Origin of the sequence: Mycobacterium fragae (genome assembly GCF_002102185.1) — a bacterium.
In the GTDB taxonomy this organism is placed as follows: Bacteria; Actinomycetota; Actinomycetes; order Mycobacteriales; family Mycobacteriaceae; genus Mycobacterium; species Mycobacterium fragae.
This window is the reverse complement of record NZ_LQOW01000006.1, coordinates 249,221-267,568: the sequence shown is the minus strand read 5'-3', so window position 1 is coordinate 267,568 and position 18,348 is coordinate 249,221. Positions and strand designations below refer to the sequence as shown.

Here is an 18,348-nt window from a genome sequence, read left to right as displayed (position 1 = left end):
GATGGCTTTCACCAATCTGATGCGCCAGCACTGGGCGGCGTTACGCGCGCTGTTGGTCCTCACCGCGCTGCTCGGTGTGGCCTACCCGCTGTCCATCTGGTTGGTGGCGCAGCTGCCCGGCCTCAGCGACAAGGCGCAGGGCTCGATCATCCGGGTCGACGGCAAACCGGTCGCCAGCTCATTGATCGGCCAGTCGTTCACCGACGGCTCCGGCAACCAACTGCCGCAGTACTTCCAGTCCCGACCATCGGCCGCCGGCGACGGATATGACCCGATGGCCAGCGGCGGCAGCAACCTCGGGCCGGAGGACATCGTGGACAGCCCGACCAGACAGAGCCTGCTCACACTCGTGTGTTCGCGAAGCAAGGCCGTCGGCACATTCGAGAACGTCGACGGGTCGCGCCCGTTCTGCACCGGCGGCGGCGTCGGCGCTGTGTTGTCGGTGATCGGCCCGCGTGATCGAGGCGGCAACGTCGTGCGCCCGGTGCGCGTCGTCAGCGTCAACGAACCCTGCAGAACCACCAGCCGGCCGTTCGTCGACACCTATCACGGCGTGCGGGTCGAGTGCGCAAAGTCCGGCGAGGACTACTCGATCGGCCAGATTGTGCCCATCCGGGGGGCGGCCCCCGGCAATCCGGCGGTGCCGGCGGATGCCGTCACGGCAAGCGGCAGCGGCCTGGATCCCGATATCTCGGTGGCCTACGCGGATATCCAAATCGCCCGGGTGGCCAGGGCGCGTCACGTGGACCCGGCTCAGATACGCGAGGTGGTGCGCGAGCATAGGCGCGGCCACGATGTCAACGTGGTGGCGCTCAATCTGCAACTCGACCGGAACTACCCGGTCACCCATTAGCCCCAGGTCGCCGCGGCGGGAGGATGATGTTCAGGTGAGCGTCGACTATCCGCCGAAACGCGGAGACCTCCGCATCTACCTGGGCGCAGCGCCCGGTGTCGGCAAGACGTACGCCATGCTGAGCGAGGCGCATCGCCGCCTAGAACGCGGCACCGACGTGGTCGCCGCCGTGATCGAGACCCATGGCCGCCGCAAGGTCGCGGAGCTGCTCGATGGAATCGAGATGGTCCCGCGGCGCTACATCGACTATCGCGGCAGCCGGTTCGCCGAGCTCGACGTGCCGGCCGTGCTGGCACGCCGTCCGCAGGTGGTTCTGGTCGACGAACTCGCCCACACCAACACCCCGGGCAGCAAGAACCCGAAACGTTGGCAGGACGTCGAGGAACTGCTCGAGGCAGGTATCACGGTGATCTCCACGGTCAACATCCAGCACTTGGAGAGCCTCAACGACGTCGTCGCCCAGATCACCGGCATCGTCCAGCAGGAAACTGTCCCCGATTCGATCGTGCGGCAGGCCTCGCAGATCGAACTCATCGACATCGCGCCGGAAGCGTTGCGGCGCAGGCTATCTCACGGAAACGTCTACGCTCCGGAAAAGATCGACGCAGCGCTGTCGAACTACTTCCGCAGCGGAAACCTCACCGCGCTAAGGGAACTCGCGCTGTTGTGGCTGGCCGATCAAGTTGACGCCGCTCTGGCCAAATACCGCGCGGACAAGCGGATCACCGACACATGGGAGGCGCGTGAGCGCGTCGTCGTCGCGGTTACCGGTGGGCCGGAATCCGAGACGTTGGTCCGGCGGGCATCCCGGATAGCAGCGAAGTCCAGCGCCGAGCTGATGGTCGTGCACGTCTTGCGCGGCGACGGGCTTTCCGGTGCCTCCGCGCCGCGGATCAGCAAGGTCCGTGAGCTGGCCATCAGTCTCGACGCATCGATGCACATCGTCGCGGGCGACGACGTGCCCACGGCCCTACTGGATTTCGCCCGGGAAATGAACGCCACCCAGCTGGTGATCGGCACATCACGCCGCTCACGCTGGGCGCGCATCCTCGACGAGGGCATCGGCGCGCGGGTGGTGCAGCTGTCCGGCAAGATCGACGTGCACATCGTGACCCACGCGGAGTCCAAACGCGGTTTTCGGGCGGCGCCGCTCTCGCCCCGCGAACGACGGGTCGCATCCTGGCTCGCAGCGCTCGTCGTTCCCTCCGCCATCTGCGCGATCGCGGTGACTTGGCTAGACCCGTTTTTGAACAACAGCGGCGAGAGCGCGCTGTTCTTCGTCGGCGTGCTGGCAGTCGCCCTGCTGGGAGGTATTGCCCCTGCAGTACTTTCGGCGGTGCTGTCCAGCCTGCTGTTGAACTACTTCTTGACCGCCCCGCGGTACACGTTCACCATCGCCGAACCCGACGCCGCCGTCACCGAAATCGTCCTGCTGATGCTGGCGATCGCGACCGCGGTTCTGGTCGACGGCGCCGCCAAGCGGGCCCGGGAAGCCGGACGCGCATCGCAGGAGGCAGAACTGCTGACCCTGTTCGCAGGATCGGTGCTGCGTGGCGCGGACCTCGACACTCTTCTCGAGCGCGTGCGGGAAACCTATTCGCAGCGCGCCGTCAGCATGCTGCGCGAACAGACCACCGACGGATCGACGCATGTCAAGATCGTCGCATCGGTCGGCAAAGACCCTTGTAGCTCAGTCGATTCCGCCGATACCGCGATCGAGGTCGGCGACGACGAATTCTGGATGTTGCTGGCGGGCCGCAAGCTGCCCGCCCGCGACCGCCGCGTGCTCTCGGCGGTGGCCAAGCAGGCCGCAGGCTTGATCAGGCAACGCGAGCTCAGCGAGGAGGCCAGCCGGGCGGAGGCCATCGGGCGGGCGGACGAGCTGCGCCGGTCGCTACTTTCCGCAGTCAGCCATGACCTGCGCACTCCGCTGGCAGCTGCCAAGGTGGCGGTGTCGAGCCTGCGCGCAGAGGACGTCGACTTCAATCCCGAGGACACCGCCGAGCTGCTGGCCACCATCGAAGAATCGGTCGACCAGCTCACCTCGTTGGTCGGCAACCTGCTCGATTCGTCCCGGTTGGCCGCCGGCGTCATTCGACCCGCGCTGCGGCGCGTGTACCTGGAGGAGACGGTGCAGCGGGCGCTGATCGGTATCGGCAAGGGCGCCACCGGGTTCCTGCGGTCGGGCATCGATCGGGTGAAGGTCGACGTCGGTGGCACCGTGGTGATGGCCGACGCGGGGCTGCTCGAACGCGTGCTGGCCAATCTGATCGACAACGCGCTGCGCTACGCACCCAACTGCGTCGTCCGCGTCAACGCGGGGCGGGTGGGCGACCGTGTGCTGATCAATGTGATCGACGAAGGTCCCGGCATCCCCCGCGGCAGCGAGGAGCACCTTTTCGAAGTCTTTCAACGGCTCGGCGACCACGACAACAGCAGCGGTGTCGGCTTGGGATTGTCGGTTGCGCGTGGTTTCGTCGAAGCGATGGGCGGCACGATCCAGGCGACCGACACCCCGGGCGGGGGCCTCACCATTGTCGTGGACCTGGCGGCGCCGCGGGAGAACCCATGACTCGCGTACTGGTGATCGATGACGAGCCACAGATCCTGCGTGCGCTGCGGATCAACTTGTCGGTGCGCGGCTATGAGGTCATCACCGCGGCCACCGGTGCCGGTGCGCTGCGCGCTGCCGCCGAACACCGTCCGGACGTGGTGATCCTCGATCTCGGTCTGCCGGACATCTCCGGCATCGAGGTGCTCGGCGGTTTGCGCGGTTGGCTGAACGCACCGGTCATCGTGCTCTCGGCGCGCACCGACTCGTCGGACAAGGTCGAAGCGCTGGACGCCGGCGCCGACGACTATGTGACCAAGCCGTTCGGCATGGATGAGTTTCTGGCCCGACTGCGCGCCGCTGTGCGCCGCAATGCGGCCGCATCCGAAACCGATCAGCCGGTCATTGAAACCGATTCCTTCACCGTCGATCTGGCGGCGAAAAAGGTCACCAAAAACGGTGCCGAGATACACCTCACGCCGACGGAATGGGGCATGCTCGAAGTGCTGGTACGCAATCGCGGCAAGTTGGTCGGCCGTGAAGAACTCCTAAAAGAAGTGTGGGGACCGGCATATGCGACCGAGACGCATTATTTGCGCGTTTATCTAGCACAACTGCGGCGCAAACTCGAGGACGACCCGTCGCGGCCCCAGCACTTGCTGACCGAGGCCGGCATGGGCTACCGCTTCGAGGTGTGACCGTCAATCGGTGCAGCGTACGGCGCTGTGCCGGTTTGCTCCGAGGCCAGGAAATCCCACGGCTGCCAGCTAGCCCCTTTATAGTCATGCCATCAGCGTCAGCGGAAGGGTCTTTATGCCTGACGACATGAATCCATGGTGTGACAGTCGAGATTGTGAGGTTTGCCGCATTGTCCGTCGACTGGAACCGGGGCGGCCGCTGCCGGCCTTTCCCGAGTAGCGGATGAACGCATGGACCTCCACATCATTGTCAGCGGTGACGACGCGCTGGCGACGACGATCATCGATGAGCTGACGAACGCCGGCGCGAGCGTCGTCCGACTCGGCGACACCGAGATCGCCGATGCCCTCGCCGCCGCCGGGATCGGCCGAGCGGCGGCCGTCGTCTGCGCCGGAGATGACGACGCAACAAACCTCGAAATCGCGCTGTTGGCAAGGGAAGCCAACCCTGACGTGCGCGTGGTGGCGCGACTGGCCAACGACGTGCTGCGAGAGGCGATCGCCGACGACAACGGGCCCGGAGCGATCCTCAACGTGTCCGACCTGGCGGCGCCGTCGATCGTCGAAGCGTGTCTGGCGCAGACCAAGCACCCGTTCGAGGCGGCCGGCATCAAATTCGTCGTCTCGGGCGCCGAAGCACCACGTCAGGCGACGCTGCGCGACATCTACGGCGACCTGGCCCCGGTGGCGGTGATCCACGGCGAGAACTCCCCCACGCCCGGCGAGGTGGTGGTCTGTCCGGGCCGGGATCTACGGGTGCACGCCGGTGACTGGACGACGATGATCGGCACCCCCGCCGAGCTGGCCGCCCGGGGATTCAAGCCTCCGCGGGTCAGAGGTGAGCGCGCACGCCGACCTCGGCTGGGACGAATGCTCGACGCAGTCCGCACCCTGCGCGACGACATCAACCCGGCGTTTTATCCCGTGATAACTGCGGTGCTGATCCTGCTGATCGGCGCCACGGCCGTGTTGCGTTTCACCTACCAGGGCCGTGGGATGAGCTGGGTCGACGCGTTGTACTTCACCACCGAGACAATCACTACCACGGGGTATGGCGACTTCAGCTTCAGCCACCAGCCCACCTGGCTGCGGCTGTTCGCCGCCCTGCTGATGTTCGGCGGCGTGACCACCATCGCGCTGCTGGTCTCGTTCATTGCCGACGTGCTGCTTTCGCGCCGCTTCATCTACACGGCCGGACGTCCCCGGGTACGCCATCTGCGCAACCACATCATCGTCGTCGGGCTGAACGCGCTGGGCATCCGAGTCGTCAGTGATTTGACCGCCGCCGGACACGACGTCGTGGTTGTCGAGCGCGACGAAAACAACCGTTTCCTGATGTCGGCGGCCAAACTCGACGTGCCGGTGATCTTCGGCGACGCGACGCTGCGCCAGACATTGGAAGCGGCCCATGTCCACCGCGCCCGCGCGGTGGCGGTGCTGACTCGCGACGACATGATCAACATCGAGACCGGGATCGTGCTGCTCGAAATGTTGGTGCCCAAGCTGCCCGGGGTCACCCGGACCGAGGTTCCGCTGGTGTTGCGGATTTACGACCGGACGCTCGGCTTCGCCGTGGCGCAGCGGTTCGGTTTCGAAAACGTTCGCTCGACCGTCGAACTGGCCGCACCGTGGTTCATCGGTGCCGCGATGGGACTCGAGGTATTGGGGACGTTTTCGGTCGGGCAAAGTTCTTTCATGATCGGCGCCATGCATGTGGAAGCAGGCAGCGAACTCGACGGATTGCGGATGTTCGAGATGTCCACCCAAACCCGCGTCATCGCGATCACCCGGCCGAACGAACCGGTTCAGCTGCACCCGCGCCGCGACGTCAGGCTGAGAGCCGGCGACACCGCTTATCTCGTGGGTCCCTACCGCGAATTGCTGGATACGCTGCGCAAGGGGCAGCCTCCCCCGCCCCCCACTACCCGCGAGGAGCGCGCGCGCGAAGGCCAGGAGGTCGACGCAGGTCGCGCAGCGACAACAGGCTGAAAAGCAGCAAGCGACGGCGAGAATTTCAAAGCCCTCAAACCGGAATCGACCGTGATAAAAAATCTGTTAAGAAATGCGTTACCCATTCGTCGGAGTCTGGTAACCCACCCATAATGGGTTGGCCCGGCGGTCACCACGTCTTCTGGCGACACCCCGGCCGCAACCGAATTTCTTGAGCAAAGGGAATCCCATGTTTTCGGGTGGCAATTCAGTCCGAAATGCCGGCAGCGGCAGCATGGTGAGCGCCGATATTGTTGCGGCCCTGGCGACCCCGGTGATTCCAGCCGTTGGTTTCTACCCGGGCAACGAAGCCGTCAACCCACCCACGATCAGCTAGGGTCGTGCAGCAATGGATTTCGCGACGCTACCGCCGGAGGTCAATTCCGGCCGCATGTATGCCGGTCCCGGGGCGGGACCGATGCTGGCCGCCGCGGCAGCTTGGGACGCCTTGGCCGCTGAGCTTCAATCGACGGCAAACGCCTACCAATCCGTGGTGTCGGGTCTGGTTGCCGGGCCGTGGTCGGGTCCCTCCTCGGCGTCGATGGCGGCCGCGGCCGCTTCCTATGTGACCTGGCTGAACGCCACGGCCGTCCAAGCCGCGGAGACGGCCACCCAGGCCAAAGCGGCGGCCGGGGCCTACCAGGAGGCGTTTTCTTCGACGGTGCCGCCGCCGGTGATCGCGGCCAACCGCGCCCTGCTGATGAAGCTGGTGGCGACCAATCTCTTCGGGCGCAATGCGCCGGCAATCGCGGCCACCGAGGCCCGGTACGCCGAGATGTGGGCCGAGGACGCCGCGGCGATGTACGGCTACGCGGCTTCATCGGCATCGGCGACAAAACTGACGTCATTCAGTCCACCACGACAGAACACCAATCCGGGGGGCGCGGCCGGCCAGTCCGCCGCCGTCGGCCAAGCGTCCAGCACGTCGGCCGGCAACGTGCAAAACACCGTATCGTCTGCCCAGCAAGCCTTTTCGGCGGTCCCCAACTCACTGCAGAACCTCGCAGCCGCGGCACCGGCAGCCGCCGCGGACCCCCCGGACCCGCTTGGCACGTTGGCCAACCTGATCACAGTTTTTCTTGACGCGCCCGCAGCGCTGGCCACCTTCTTTGGCGACATACCACTAGGCGCCGTCGGGGTCGCGTCCCTTCCCTTGGGCATCATCGGTGCCGGGACTGGTTTGCACACGGACCAAATCGTCAGTGGCTGGGATGGGGTACAGCCGTGGCCGGGGACAGGGCCGGCGCCAGTAACAGAGTTCCCGGCGAGAATCACGAACATCAGCCCGACGGCGTTCGCGGCGCCGCCGGTGTCGGCAGGTGTGGGCCAGGCCAACGCGGTCGGGGCGCTGTCGGTGCCGCCGACGTGGACCATCGCCACACCGGCGGTACGCCCGGTCGCGGTGACATTGCCGGCATTGCCGGAAACCGGTGCCCGGGCCATCCCCGTGGTCGCCACCGCGGAGACGGTCGAGGCCGGCTCGGGCAGCACCCTCGGCGAGATGGCACTGGCGGGTATGGCCGGGCGAGCGATGGCCGGCACCCTGGGCACCGGCGGCGGCAAGGCGGAGGCCGGCAAACGGGCGGCGGCGCGTGCCGCGGGCGCGGCGCCCAGCGGTGAACGTGCGGCGACCGACGCCGAGGGCGAAGCAGCGCAGAGCAAACCTCGCACCGTGGTGACCGGCGTCGCGGCCGAGCTGCGCGAGTTCGCCAAGCTCCGCGACGAGGGAATTCTGACCGATGAGGAATACACCGAACAGAAGAACCGCCTGCTCGGGCGCTAAACGACAATCCGCCCGTTAGCGCGAGCGCCGGTTATCCGGGACGAGGGACATGCAGCAATGGATTTCGGGATTTATCCACCGGAGATCAACTCCGGTCGGATGTACACCGGTCCCGGATCAGGGCCGATGCTGGCCGCTGCACTGGCCTGGCAAGAATTAGCCGACGAGCTGTACACCGCGGCCAGCTCGTATCAGTCGGTGGTGTCAGGATTGATCGCCGGACCCTGGTCGGGTCCTTCGTCGGTCTCGATGGCGACCGCTGCCGCTTCCTATGTGGCGTGGCTCAGCGCGACGGCCACGCAGGCCGAGGAAACCGCTGCCCAAGCCAACGCCGCAGTCGCCGCCTACGAAACGGCGTTTGCATCGACGGTGCCGCCGCCGGTGATCGCGGCCAACCGCGCCCTGCTGATGACGCTGGTGGCGACCAACTTCTTTGGGCAGAACACACCCGCGATCGCGGCCACCGAGGCGCATTACGCCGAGATGTGGGCCCAGGACGCCGCCGCGATGTACGCCTACGCGGGTTCGTCGGCATCGGCGTCAGCGCTGACGCCGTTCAGCCCGCCTCGGCAAAACACCAACGGCGGCGGGTTGGCCGGCCAAGCCGCCGCGGTCGGACAAGCCACGAGCACCTCCGCCGGCAACGTGCAGGGCACTGTATCGACTGTCGCGTCCCAGAGCCTCGCAACCGCGGCACCGGCGGCCGCCGCGGACCCCCCGACCCCGCTGACCACGTTGAGCAACCTGATCACGATCTTTCTCACCGGGCCGGCCAACGCGGCGACGCTTTTCGGCGTCTTGCCGATGGCGGTCGTGAACGGCCCGGTGGGCGTTGCCGTCGATGCCATCGGCACTGTGGCCAGTCTGCACACCGATGACAGCGTCAGCGGGTGGCAAGGGGTAGAGCCCTGGCCGGGGACGGGGGCAGTGCCTCCGACGGATTTCGGGGCGCGAATCACCAACATCAGCCCGACCGCGTGGGCGGCGCCGAGCGTCTCGGCGAGTGTGGGCCAGGCCAACACGGTCGGGGCATTGTCCGTGCCGCCGACGTGGACCGTCTCGGCGCCGGCGGTGCGTCCCGTGGCGCTGGCCTCGCCCGCCACCAATGTCAGCGCCGCCGGCGTCGCCGCCGCCGCCGCGGAGGAAGTGGAAATCGGCTCGGGCAGCGCGTTCAGCCAGATGGGTCTCGCGGGGATGCTCGGCCCCGCCATGGTCGGCGCGCCGGCCGGCGGCAACGGCCGTGATGACGGCAAGGCCGCGGCAGGCAAACGGGCGGCGACTCTCGCGGCCACCGGCGACCGTGGGGCGACTGACGGTGAAGGCCAAGTTTCTGCGGACAATCCCCGAATCGTGGTGACGGGAGTCGCAGCCCGGATACGCGAGCTCGCCAAACTTCGCGACGAAGGCAGGCTGACCGAGGAAGAGTTCACCGAGCAGAAGAACCGCCTGCTTGGTCGGTGAGCGTCACGGACCCCTCTGCGCCGGCTACGCGATTGACAGCGCGATGCCATCCAGGATGTCGTGTTCGCTTACCGTCAGTGCGTCGATGCCGGCGCGCTCGTGTAGTGCATACGCCAGTTCCTCGACCACGATCGCTCCCGCGCCGATGACGTCGGCGCGGCCCTCGTGCATCGGCCCCAGCGCGGCGCGTTGTGCTCGTGTCATGCCGATCAACCCGTCACACACCGCGAGCAGTCGGTCGATGCCCACCCGTGAAAGATGAATGGCCGCAGAGTCGTAGCGCGTCATGTCTTGTGCAAGTGCGGCGAGCGTCGTCATTGTGCCGGCGACTCCCACCCAGGTCCTGGCCCGCTCCACGGCCACCACGCCCAGCGCTTCGCCAAGCCGCTCGCGGACCACGTCGCGCGCGGCGGCCACCTCGGCCGCTTTCGGCGGGTCGGAGTGCAGGCAGCGTTCGGTCAGCCGTACACAGCCGATATCGGCCGAGAAGCTCGCGATCACATGTGCCTCGCCCAGCACGATTTCCGTCGACCCGCCGCCCAAGTCGACAACTACGAAAGGCGCTCCCGCGGAATCTAATTCGTCTACCGCACCGCGGAACGACAACTCCGCCTCTTGCGCGCCGGTGACCACTTCGGCGCTCACTCCCGGCACGTCGGCCGTCATCGCGAAAAAGACATCGCGGTTGGCGGCATCACGGGCAGCCGACGTGGCGACCATTCGCACCCGCTCGACGTGATGGGCAGTGCACAGCGCCGCGTAGTCGACGAGGGCGGCGCGCGTGCGCTCCAAAGCATCCGCCGCGAACCTGCCGGTTGCGTCGACACCTTGACCCAGCCGCACGATGCGCATCTCACGGTGCACCTCACGCAAGCGCCCGTCGACCGCGTCGGCGATCAGCAACCGAATCGAGTTGGTACCGCAGTCAATTGCGGCGACTCGCATCATGTCCACTGCCCCGGCGCCAGGATCCCGTCCATCGACGGCTCTGCGGCCAGCACCGCCAGCGCCTCGTCGCCGAGCGGGTTGACCCCCGGGCCTTTGGCCAGCGAGTGCGCAATCAGCACGTGCAGGCATTTGACCCGGTCAGGCATGCCGCCGGCGGAGAACGTCGTCCCGAGTGGCTCGATCGCGTCGCGCTCGGCCAGATACGCCTGGTGGGCCCGTCGATAGGCGGCGGCCAGTTCGGGGTCGCGGCTCAGCCGTTCGGTCATCTCGCGCATCATGCCCGACGACTCCAACCTGCTCGCCGCAGCGATCAGCACCGGATGCGTCAGGTAGTACAACGTCGGAAACGGTGTGCCGTCAGGCAGTTTCGGCGCCGTCTTCACCACCCCGGGTTCGCCGTTAGGGCATCGATAGGCGATCTCGAGTACGCCACGCGGCTCGCGGCCCAGCTGACGCGTCACCGCATCGAGATCGGCGCGATCAACCACCGGGCGGCAGAGGTTTCGGCGAGGCCGGCGGACTCGGCGGTCCGTGGGGAGTGTCGGCGATGGTGTGCCACAACGACGTGTACCAGGGAGCGCCGCTGGCCGGCGGCGCCGGCTGGGATCCCGGCTCCGCGGGCAGCGCCGCGCTCGGCGGAAGCTGGACCTGATACGGAATGTCGCCCGGTTTCACGAAACCCAGTCGCTCGCGCGCCTGCGCCGCGATGTACGCCGGGTCGGCCAGCTTGGCCTTCTGCTGTTCGAGATCGGCGATCTGGCGCCGCAGTGCGGCTTCGGATGCCGCCAGCTGCGTCATCTCGGTGCGTTGCGCGAAATAGGTGCGGACCGGGCCGGCGATGGTCAGCGTCAGCACGCAGACGACCGCGGCCAGGATCGCTGCGCGCCGCGCGGTCAGACCCAGTCGTTGCTCGGATCGGTGTTCGGCCGATTCGGCGATCGCCCGCTTGATGGGTTCTTTCGCCTCGGGCGCTGCACGCGATGCGGCAGAACCCCGGCGCCCGGCCGGGGATTTACGCGGCCGGCCCTGCTCCGAATCGCCGCCCCGGCCCGGCCGCGATGCGGGTGAACGCCGCTTCGGCTCTGGCCGTTTCGCTTCGGACATGGCGTATGCCGCTATCTGGCTTCCGGCGTGTATCGGGGGAATGCAAGGTCGCCGGCGTAGCGGGCGGCATCGCCGAGGGCTTCCTCGATGCGAAGCAGCTGGTTGTACTTCGCGACGCGCTCGCTGCGCGCGGGCGCGCCGGTCTTGATCTGTCCGCACCCGACGGCCACCGCCAGATCGGCGATCGTGGTGTCCTCGGTCTCGCCGCTGCGGTGGCTCATCATCGTCCGGTATCCGCTGTGGTGCGCCAGCGCCACCGCGTCGAGGGTCTCGGTCAACGTCCCGATCTGGTTGACCTTGACCAGCAACGCATTTGCCGCGCCGCGTTCGATGCCTTCTTCCAGCCGTTCGGGATTGGTCACGAACAGATCGTCGCCGACGATCTGCACCCGGTCCCCAATCGACGTCGTGAGCGCCACCCATCCGTCCCAATCGTCTTCGGAGAGAGGGTCTTCGATGGACACCAGCGGATAGGAGTCGAGCAGCTCGGCGTAGAACTGAGTCATCTGCTCGGCGCCGAGTGTCTTGTTCTCGAAGGCGTAGCCGGTGCTGTCGGTGTAGAACTCGGTGGCGGCGGCATCAAGGGCCAACGCGATGTCGGCGCCGAGCTTGAAACCCGCGGATTGGATGGCCAGGCTGATCACATCCAGCGCCGCCTTCGTGCCGGGCACGTCGGGAGCAAAGCCGCCTTCGTCGCCGAGGGCCGTCGCCAGGCCCTGTTTCTTCAGCGCAGCCTTGAGCGCGTGGTAGACCTCAGCGCCCCAGCGCAGCGCCTCGGAGAAGCTCGGCGCCCCGATCGGGGCGACCATGAACTCCTGGATGTCCACGCCCGTGTCGGCGTGCGCTCCGCCGTTGAGGATGTTCATCATCGGCACCGGCAGGATGTGGGCGTTGGGGCCACCCAGGTACCTGAACAGCGGCAGCTCGGCGGAATCGGCCGCCGCCTTGCTGACCGCCAGCGACACTCCGAGAATCGCATTAGCGCCCAGTCGGGACTTGTCCGGCGTGCCGTCCAGGTCCAACAGCGCCTGGTCTACCAGCCGTTGGTCGTCGGCGGACAGGCCGATCACGGCAGGCGCGATTTCGTCGAGCACGGCCTGCACGGCCTTCTTCACCCCTTTGCCGCCGTACCGGTCGCCGCCGTCGCGCAGCTCGACGGCCTCGTGTTCGCCCGTCGACGCACCGGATGGCACCGCCGCCCGGGCGAATGTCCCGTCGATCAGGGCCACTTCGACCTCGACCGTCGGATTGCCGCGGGAATCGAGGATCTCGCGGGCCCCGACCTGCTCGATAATGGGCACTGGGTTCTCCTTGCGTCGTCGCCTCAGGTGCGTCTTAGCCTAAGGCCTGGGTCAGAACGGATGACCCGCCGCATAGGCGGTGGCCCAATCACGCACGGCGCGCGCATACTGGTCAGAGTTGTTGTAGGCCCGCAGCGCCGTTATCCAGCCCTTCGGAGTAGCGAGATCCTTTCCGCGCCAACATAAATAGCCCGCAGCCGACAGCGCTGCGTCATCGATGTTGTCCACGCTGACGACGCCGTCGTTGTTGGCATCCACACCATAGAGGCGCCAGGTCTCGGGAATGAACTGCATCGGGCCCATTGCCCGCACTGTGCCGTCGTCGTCGGCGAGATCGCCCGCGTCGCTGTCGACGATGTGCAGGGTGCCCCCGCTCCCGTCGAGGCGCACACCCCGGATCGGCGGCCGCACGTCACCGTTGGGCGCCACCGTCGCGTGGCGGTAGGTGCCGTGATGGCTCTCGATCTCACCGATGCCGGCCAATGTCGTCCACGACAGCTGGCATTTCGGGTTTTCCACCTCGGCGACCCGCGCGGCGTAGGCGTAGGCCTCCAGTGCGATGACCGGGATGTGCAACTTCGGGGCACGCTCGTTGGCCCACGTGTAGAGCTGGTTGGCGGGCCGGCCCTTGGCATGCGTGTCCACCGGCGGAACGGGGGCGCCGGCCGGCGGCGGCACGCCCTTGGGGATGGGCGTGCCCAGCTGCCAGCTACAGCTCGACGCCAACAGCAGCGCCGTGGCAGCCATGACGGCGAACGCTCGCAGCCAACGGACTGGCGACACAACACTCCCTAAACCAGGTTTTACTCGACCATGGTCCCACGGGAACCGACGACGTCACCTCGTCTCCGCCGACGTGTGTGATGACGTGCGCCACTGCTACAGCGACCGCGACCTTACCGGGCTGCGCCGATAACCGACTCCTCGGCCTGGTGGGGGCCTACTCGGGTTCGTCGTCGGCGGGCTGGTCGCCCTCGGGATCGCCCTGCGGTTCTTCGAGTGCTTCGCCGTTGGGCGTAACAGTTTCGGCGACGGTCTCTTCCAATTCGCTCGCAGCGGAGGGCCAATAGGCGCGCCACTCCTCCTCGGTAATGGCTCCGAGCGGAGCGACATCCAACTCCTCGGGAACGCCCTCGCCGCGGCGCTCGGCCGCGACTGCCCGCTCGGTACCGCGGACGGTGTCCATGAATGCCAGAACCGCGGCGCGCAGCTCATTTTCGGCATCCACATCGGCGGTCACCGTGATCGACGTGATTTCTGGCGGAATCAGGTCCGCGGGAAACCCGGCCTGGTTGACTCGTTGAATGACCTTCTGCGCCAAGGCTAAAGCCGGCTGCGCGGTCGGGAGGTTGTCCATCGCCGAATTCCGGGGCTTCTCGGCCGCTTTGCGCTCTTCCCATTGAGCCAACTGCTCGTCCAGCGAAATAGACTCTCCTGCAAGGACTCCCGGCACCCTGTTGCCGAGCTTGCGCAGCAGTGTGTCAGCCACGTCGTCGATGGTGAACGGATGCTGCGGCGCATCTTCGGCGATGCGGGCGTGGAAGAGCACCTGCAGCAGCACGTCTCCGAGTTCTTCGCGCAGCTCGTCGGCGTTGCCGCTGCGCACCGCGTCGAACAGTTCGTAGGTCTCTTCCAGTAGAAACCGGCGCAACGAGTCGTGGGTTTGCTCGCTTTCCCACGGCCCGGCCGTGCGTAGCTTGTCCATCATCGCGACCGCGTCGACCAGCCGTTCGCCGGGCTGCTGCTCGGGCGCCGAAATCAGCCTTTCGCCCGCGGCCAGCCGCGCGGTGACCGACGGATGCTCTCGGTCGGACGAGAGCAGCACCGGGGCATCCTCGCCGGTGTGCGCCGGTCGGGCCGCGGGAAGCGACCAGGGCACCGCGACCGGCATCTCCTCGGTGTATTGCACCTCGCCGCGCAGCAGTTCGATGGCTTCCACGGGCACCAGTGACGGGCGGCGGGGATCGACCAAGACGACGGTCATCGCGCTTGTCGCTCCCCACTGGACATCACGGCCTTCGTTATACCAACCTCGGACTGCGGCTTCCCATCAAGCGCAGATAGCAGATCGGCCACCATTTGCACCAACTCGAGATCACGGATGCGCGGGGCACCCATGCCGCCACCACGCGGAATCGGAACCTGCACCGTCGACGTCGTGGCTCGGTACCGCGCGCCGGGATACAGCCGCGCCAGGCGCACCTGGGCGGAGTCCGCAAGCGTGAGCGGCGCCAGCCGCACGGTGGCCGCCGAGGTTGCGCTGACTTCGGTGACGCCGGAGTGCCGGCACAGCAACCGCAGTCGCGCCACCGCCACCAGCCGCTGCGCCGGTTCGGGCAGCACGCCGTAGCGGTCGGTCAGCTCCTCGACCACGGCGTCGATCTCGGCGTCGTTGGCCGCGGCGGCCAGCCGCCGGTAGCCCTCCAGCCGCAGCCGGTCGCTGGGAATGTAATCCGGCGGCAGATGGGCATCGACCGGCAGGTCGATCCGCACCTCTTTGGGCTCCTCGGCGCTGGTGACGGTTTTGCCGTCGGCGGCCGCTCGGTATGCCTCGACGGCTTCGCCGACCAGCCGCACATACAGATCGAAGCCCACCCCGGCGACGTGTCCGGACTGCTCGACGCCCAGCACGTTGCCGGCGCCGCGGATTTCCAGATCCTTCATCGCCACCGCCATGCCGGCGCCGAGCTCGTTGTTCTGCGCGATCGTGGCCAGCCGGTCGTAGGCGGTCTCGGTCAGCGGGGCGTGCTTCGGATACAGGAAATACGCGTAACCGCGTTCCCGGCTGCGGCCGACCCGGCCCCGCAGCTGGTGCAGCTGGGCCAGCCCGAAAGTGTCGGCACGCTCGACGATCAGCGTGTTGGCGTTGGAGATGTCCAGACCCGTCTCCACGATCGTGGTGCACACCAAGATGTCGTATTCCCGGTTCCAGAACCCCTCGACCGTTCGCTCCAGGAGGTCTTCGGGCATCTGCCCGTGCGCGACGGCGACCCGGGCCTCGGGCACCAGTTCCCGCACCCGCGCGGCCGCCTGGTCGATCGAACTGACCCGGTTGTGCACATAGAACGCCTGCCCGTCGCGCAGCAGCTCACGCCTCAGAGCGGCGGCGACCTGCTTGTCGTCCTGCGGTCCGACGTAGGTCAGCACCGGGTAGCGCTCCTCGGGCGGGGTCAGGATCGTCGACATCTCCCGAATCCCGGCCAGGCTCATCTCCAACGTCCGCGGGATCGGGGTGGCGCTCATGGTCAGCACGTCGACGTGGGTGCGCAGGCTCTTGATGTGCTCCTTGTGTTCGACGCCGAACCGCTGCTCCTCGTCGACGACGACCAGACCCAGATCCTTCCACCCCACCCCGGTCTGCAGCAGCCGATGCGTGCCGATCACGATGTCGACGGACCCGTCGGCCATACCCTCGATCACCGCGCGGGATTCGGCCGCGTCGGTGAACCGCGACAGGCCCTTGATCCGGACCGGGAACCCGGCCATCCGTTCGGTGAAGGTCTGCAAATGCTGATCGGCCAGCAGCGTGGTGGGCACCAGCACCGCGACCTGCTTGCCGTCCTGCACGGCCTTGAAGGCCGCCCGCACGGCGATCTCGGTCTTGCCGTAGCCGACGTCACCGCAGATCACCCGATCCATCGGGACCGGCTTCTCCATGTCGGCCTTGACCTCGGTGATCGCAGTGAGTTGGTCGACCGTCTCGGTGAAGCCGAACGCGTCCTCCATCTCGGCCTGCCAGGGGGTGTCCGCCCCGAACGCATATCCCGCCGCGGTCTGCCGCTTGGCGTACAGCGCGACCAGTTCGCTGGCGATCTCCCGGACCGCCCTGCGGGCCTTGGTCTTCGTGTTAGTCCAGTCGCTGCCACCCAGCCGGCTCAAGGCCGGCGCCTGACCGCCGACATACCTCGACAGCTGGTCCAGGGAGTCCATCGGCACATAGAGCTTGTCGGACCCGCCGCCTCTTTTGGCCGATGCGTATTCGAGCACCAAATACTCGCGCCGGGCTCCACTGACGGTTCGTTCCGTCATCTCCACAAACCGTCCGATGCCGTGCTGGTCGTGCACCACCAGGTCGCCCGCGGTCAGCGCCAGCGGGTCGACGGTGTTGCGCCGCTTGGCAGCCAACCGTTTGCCGTCGGTCGCGGTCACCCGGTTGCCGGTCAGATCGGTTTCGGTGATGATCACCAGCTCCGCGCCGGGTATGACGACGCCGTCGTGCAACGGGCCCTTGAGCACCCCGACCACGCCGGGCTTTGGCGCCGCTCCGGGCTCCAACATCGTTGCGGGCGTGTCGGATTCGGCGAGCTGCTCGACCACGCGGTGCGCGGTCCCTGTTCCGGGTGCGACGACGGCGGCGTGCCTGCCGGTCGCTACGTGCGCGCGCAGCATCGCGAAGATGCTGTCGATGTCGCGCTGATGGCCGCGGGCCGACGGCGCCGCCCGCACGTCCAGCTCCACCGCCGACTCGTCGGACAGCTGGCTGAGCGTCCACCACGGGTGCCCGGACTGCCGTGCCGCGGTCTGAACCTCGTCGAGCTCGCGGAAACCCGACCCGCCGAGCTGCTCGACGTCGATCGGCGCGTCCCCGCCCACCGCCGCCACCGACCAGGACGCCTCGAGGAACTCGCGGCCGGTCTTGATGAGGTCGGCGGCGCGGGTGCGCACCTTCTCCGGGTCGCAGACCAGCACCGGCGTGCTGTCGGGCAGCTGATCGGTCAGCAGCGACGGCTCGTCAGGCCGCAGCACCGGCTGTAACGCCTCCATCCCGTCGACGGCGATGCCCTCGGCGAGTTTGGCCAGCATGTCGGCCACGCTGCCGGTGACGGCGGGCTCGGCGTGCGGACGGCGCCCGGCCAGCTCGGCGGCGCGCCGGCGCACGTCGTCGGTCAGCAGCAGTTCGCGGCAGGCGACCGCGACGAGGGTGTCCATGTTGATCTCGGGGATCGATCGCTGGTCGGCCACCGAGAACATCCGCATTTCGCTGACCTCGTCGCCCCAGAACTCCACCCGCACCGGATGCTCGGCGGTCGGGGCGAAAACGTCGAGGATGCCGCCCCGGACCGCGAATTCACCGCGGCGGCCCACCATGTCCACCCGTGTGTAGGCCAGCTCGACCAGCCGGGCGATCACGTCCTCAAACGGCAGCTCCTGTCCGACGGCCAAAGTCAGCGGTTCCAGCGCGCCCAGCTGCGGCGTCATCGGCTGCAACAACGAGCGGACCGCGGTGACCACCACCCGCAGCGGCGGGCCCAGCCGCTCGTCATCGGGGTGGGCCAGCCGGCGAAGCAGCATGAGGCGCGCACCGACGGTATCGACACCGGGTGAGAGGCGTTCGTGTGGCAAAGTTTCCCAAGACGGGAACATCGCGACGGCGTCGCCGAACACACCTTGCAATTCAGCGGTCAGCTCGTCGGCTTCGCGGCCGGTGGCCGTGACAACCAGCAGCGGGCCGTGGCGGGCCAGCGCACTGGCGACGAACAGCCGCGCGCTGGCAGGCCCGACCAGCCTCAATTCATCCGGTCGGTCGGTCGTCTGCTCGATGAGTTGCTGAAACGTCGGCGCAGTCAGCGCAAATTCGACGAGTCCCGCGATGGGTGCGGTCATGATTTCGCCATTCTATGGCCGCCGAACTCCGTCAATTTTGAGCCCGGCGCCGTCAA

13 protein-coding genes are annotated in these 18,348 nt (G+C 67.4%); 6 read left to right on the top strand and 7 right to left on the bottom strand.

Features of this window, described 5'->3' with window-relative positions; all coding sequences use genetic code 11:
- Position 1: 1 nt before the first annotated feature.
- The 6 genes from AWC06_RS05330 (at position 2) to AWC06_RS05305 (ending at position 9,335) form a co-directional block, all read left to right on the top strand.
- Positions 2-853, top strand: coding sequence for a potassium-transporting ATPase subunit C (locus tag AWC06_RS05330; protein ID WP_085195072.1), 852 nt, complete (start codon positions 2-4; stop codon positions 851-853).
- Positions 849-3,425, top strand: coding sequence for a sensor histidine kinase (locus AWC06_RS05325; protein WP_227370995.1), 2,577 nt, complete (start codon positions 849-851; stop codon positions 3,423-3,425). The genes AWC06_RS05330 and AWC06_RS05325 overlap by 5 nt, the downstream gene beginning before the upstream one ends.
- On the top strand, positions 3,422-4,102 hold the full coding sequence (locus AWC06_RS05320) for a response regulator (RefSeq protein WP_085195068.1): 681 nt from the start codon (positions 3,422-3,424) through the stop codon (positions 4,100-4,102). Before AWC06_RS05325 ends, AWC06_RS05320 begins: the two co-directional genes overlap by 4 nt.
- Positions 4,103-4,333: 231 nt before the next feature.
- The gene (locus tag AWC06_RS05315) at positions 4,334-6,091 is read left to right on the top strand and encodes an NAD-binding protein (RefSeq protein WP_085195066.1); all 1,758 of its coding nucleotides are present in this window, start codon (positions 4,334-4,336) and stop codon (positions 6,089-6,091) included.
- A 349-nt stretch (positions 6,092-6,440) separates the two neighbouring features.
- Positions 6,441-7,874, top strand: a complete 1,434-nt coding sequence (locus AWC06_RS05310) for a PPE family protein, SVP subgroup (protein WP_085195064.1) — start codon at positions 6,441-6,443, stop codon at positions 7,872-7,874.
- Positions 7,875-7,931: 57 nt separating this feature from the next.
- A complete protein-coding gene (locus tag AWC06_RS05305) occupies positions 7,932-9,335 on the top strand; it encodes a PPE family protein, SVP subgroup (RefSeq protein WP_085195062.1) in 1,404 nt (467 codons plus the stop codon).
- Positions 9,336-9,359: 24 nt separating this feature from the next.
- Here AWC06_RS05305 and AWC06_RS05300 read toward each other — a convergent pair whose 3' ends face one another.
- The 7 genes from AWC06_RS05300 to mfd form a co-directional block, all read right to left on the bottom strand.
- Entirely contained in the window at positions 9,360-10,289 is a 930-nt protein-coding gene (locus AWC06_RS05300; protein WP_139819912.1) for a Ppx/GppA phosphatase family protein, read from the bottom strand.
- Entirely contained in the window at positions 10,280-10,771 is a 492-nt protein-coding gene (locus AWC06_RS05295; protein WP_085195060.1) for a DUF501 domain-containing protein, read from the bottom strand. The genes AWC06_RS05300 and AWC06_RS05295 overlap by 10 nt, the downstream gene beginning before the upstream one ends.
- Positions 10,764-11,387, bottom strand: coding sequence for an FtsB family cell division protein (locus tag AWC06_RS05290; RefSeq protein ID WP_085195058.1), 624 nt, complete (start codon positions 11,385-11,387; stop codon positions 10,764-10,766). Before AWC06_RS05290 ends, AWC06_RS05295 begins: the two co-directional genes overlap by 8 nt.
- Positions 11,388-11,398: 11 nt before the next feature.
- Entirely contained in the window at positions 11,399-12,688 is a 1,290-nt protein-coding gene (eno, locus tag AWC06_RS05285; RefSeq protein ID WP_085195056.1) for a phosphopyruvate hydratase, read from the bottom strand.
- 51 nt (positions 12,689-12,739) lie between these two features.
- Positions 12,740-13,471 (bottom strand): lytic transglycosylase domain-containing protein, encoded by a 732-nt coding sequence (locus tag AWC06_RS05280; RefSeq protein ID WP_085195054.1) that lies wholly within the window; start codon positions 13,469-13,471, stop codon positions 12,740-12,742.
- A 157-nt stretch (positions 13,472-13,628) separates the two neighbouring features.
- The gene (locus AWC06_RS05275) at positions 13,629-14,672 is read right to left on the bottom strand and encodes a nucleoside triphosphate pyrophosphohydrolase (RefSeq protein WP_085195052.1); all 1,044 of its coding nucleotides are present in this window, start codon (positions 14,670-14,672) and stop codon (positions 13,629-13,631) included.
- On the bottom strand, positions 14,669-18,292 hold the full coding sequence (gene mfd / locus AWC06_RS05270; RefSeq protein WP_085195050.1) for a transcription-repair coupling factor: 3,624 nt from the start codon (positions 18,290-18,292) through the stop codon (positions 14,669-14,671). Before mfd ends, AWC06_RS05275 begins: the two co-directional genes overlap by 4 nt.
- Between the last annotated feature and the right edge of the window lie 56 nt (positions 18,293-18,348).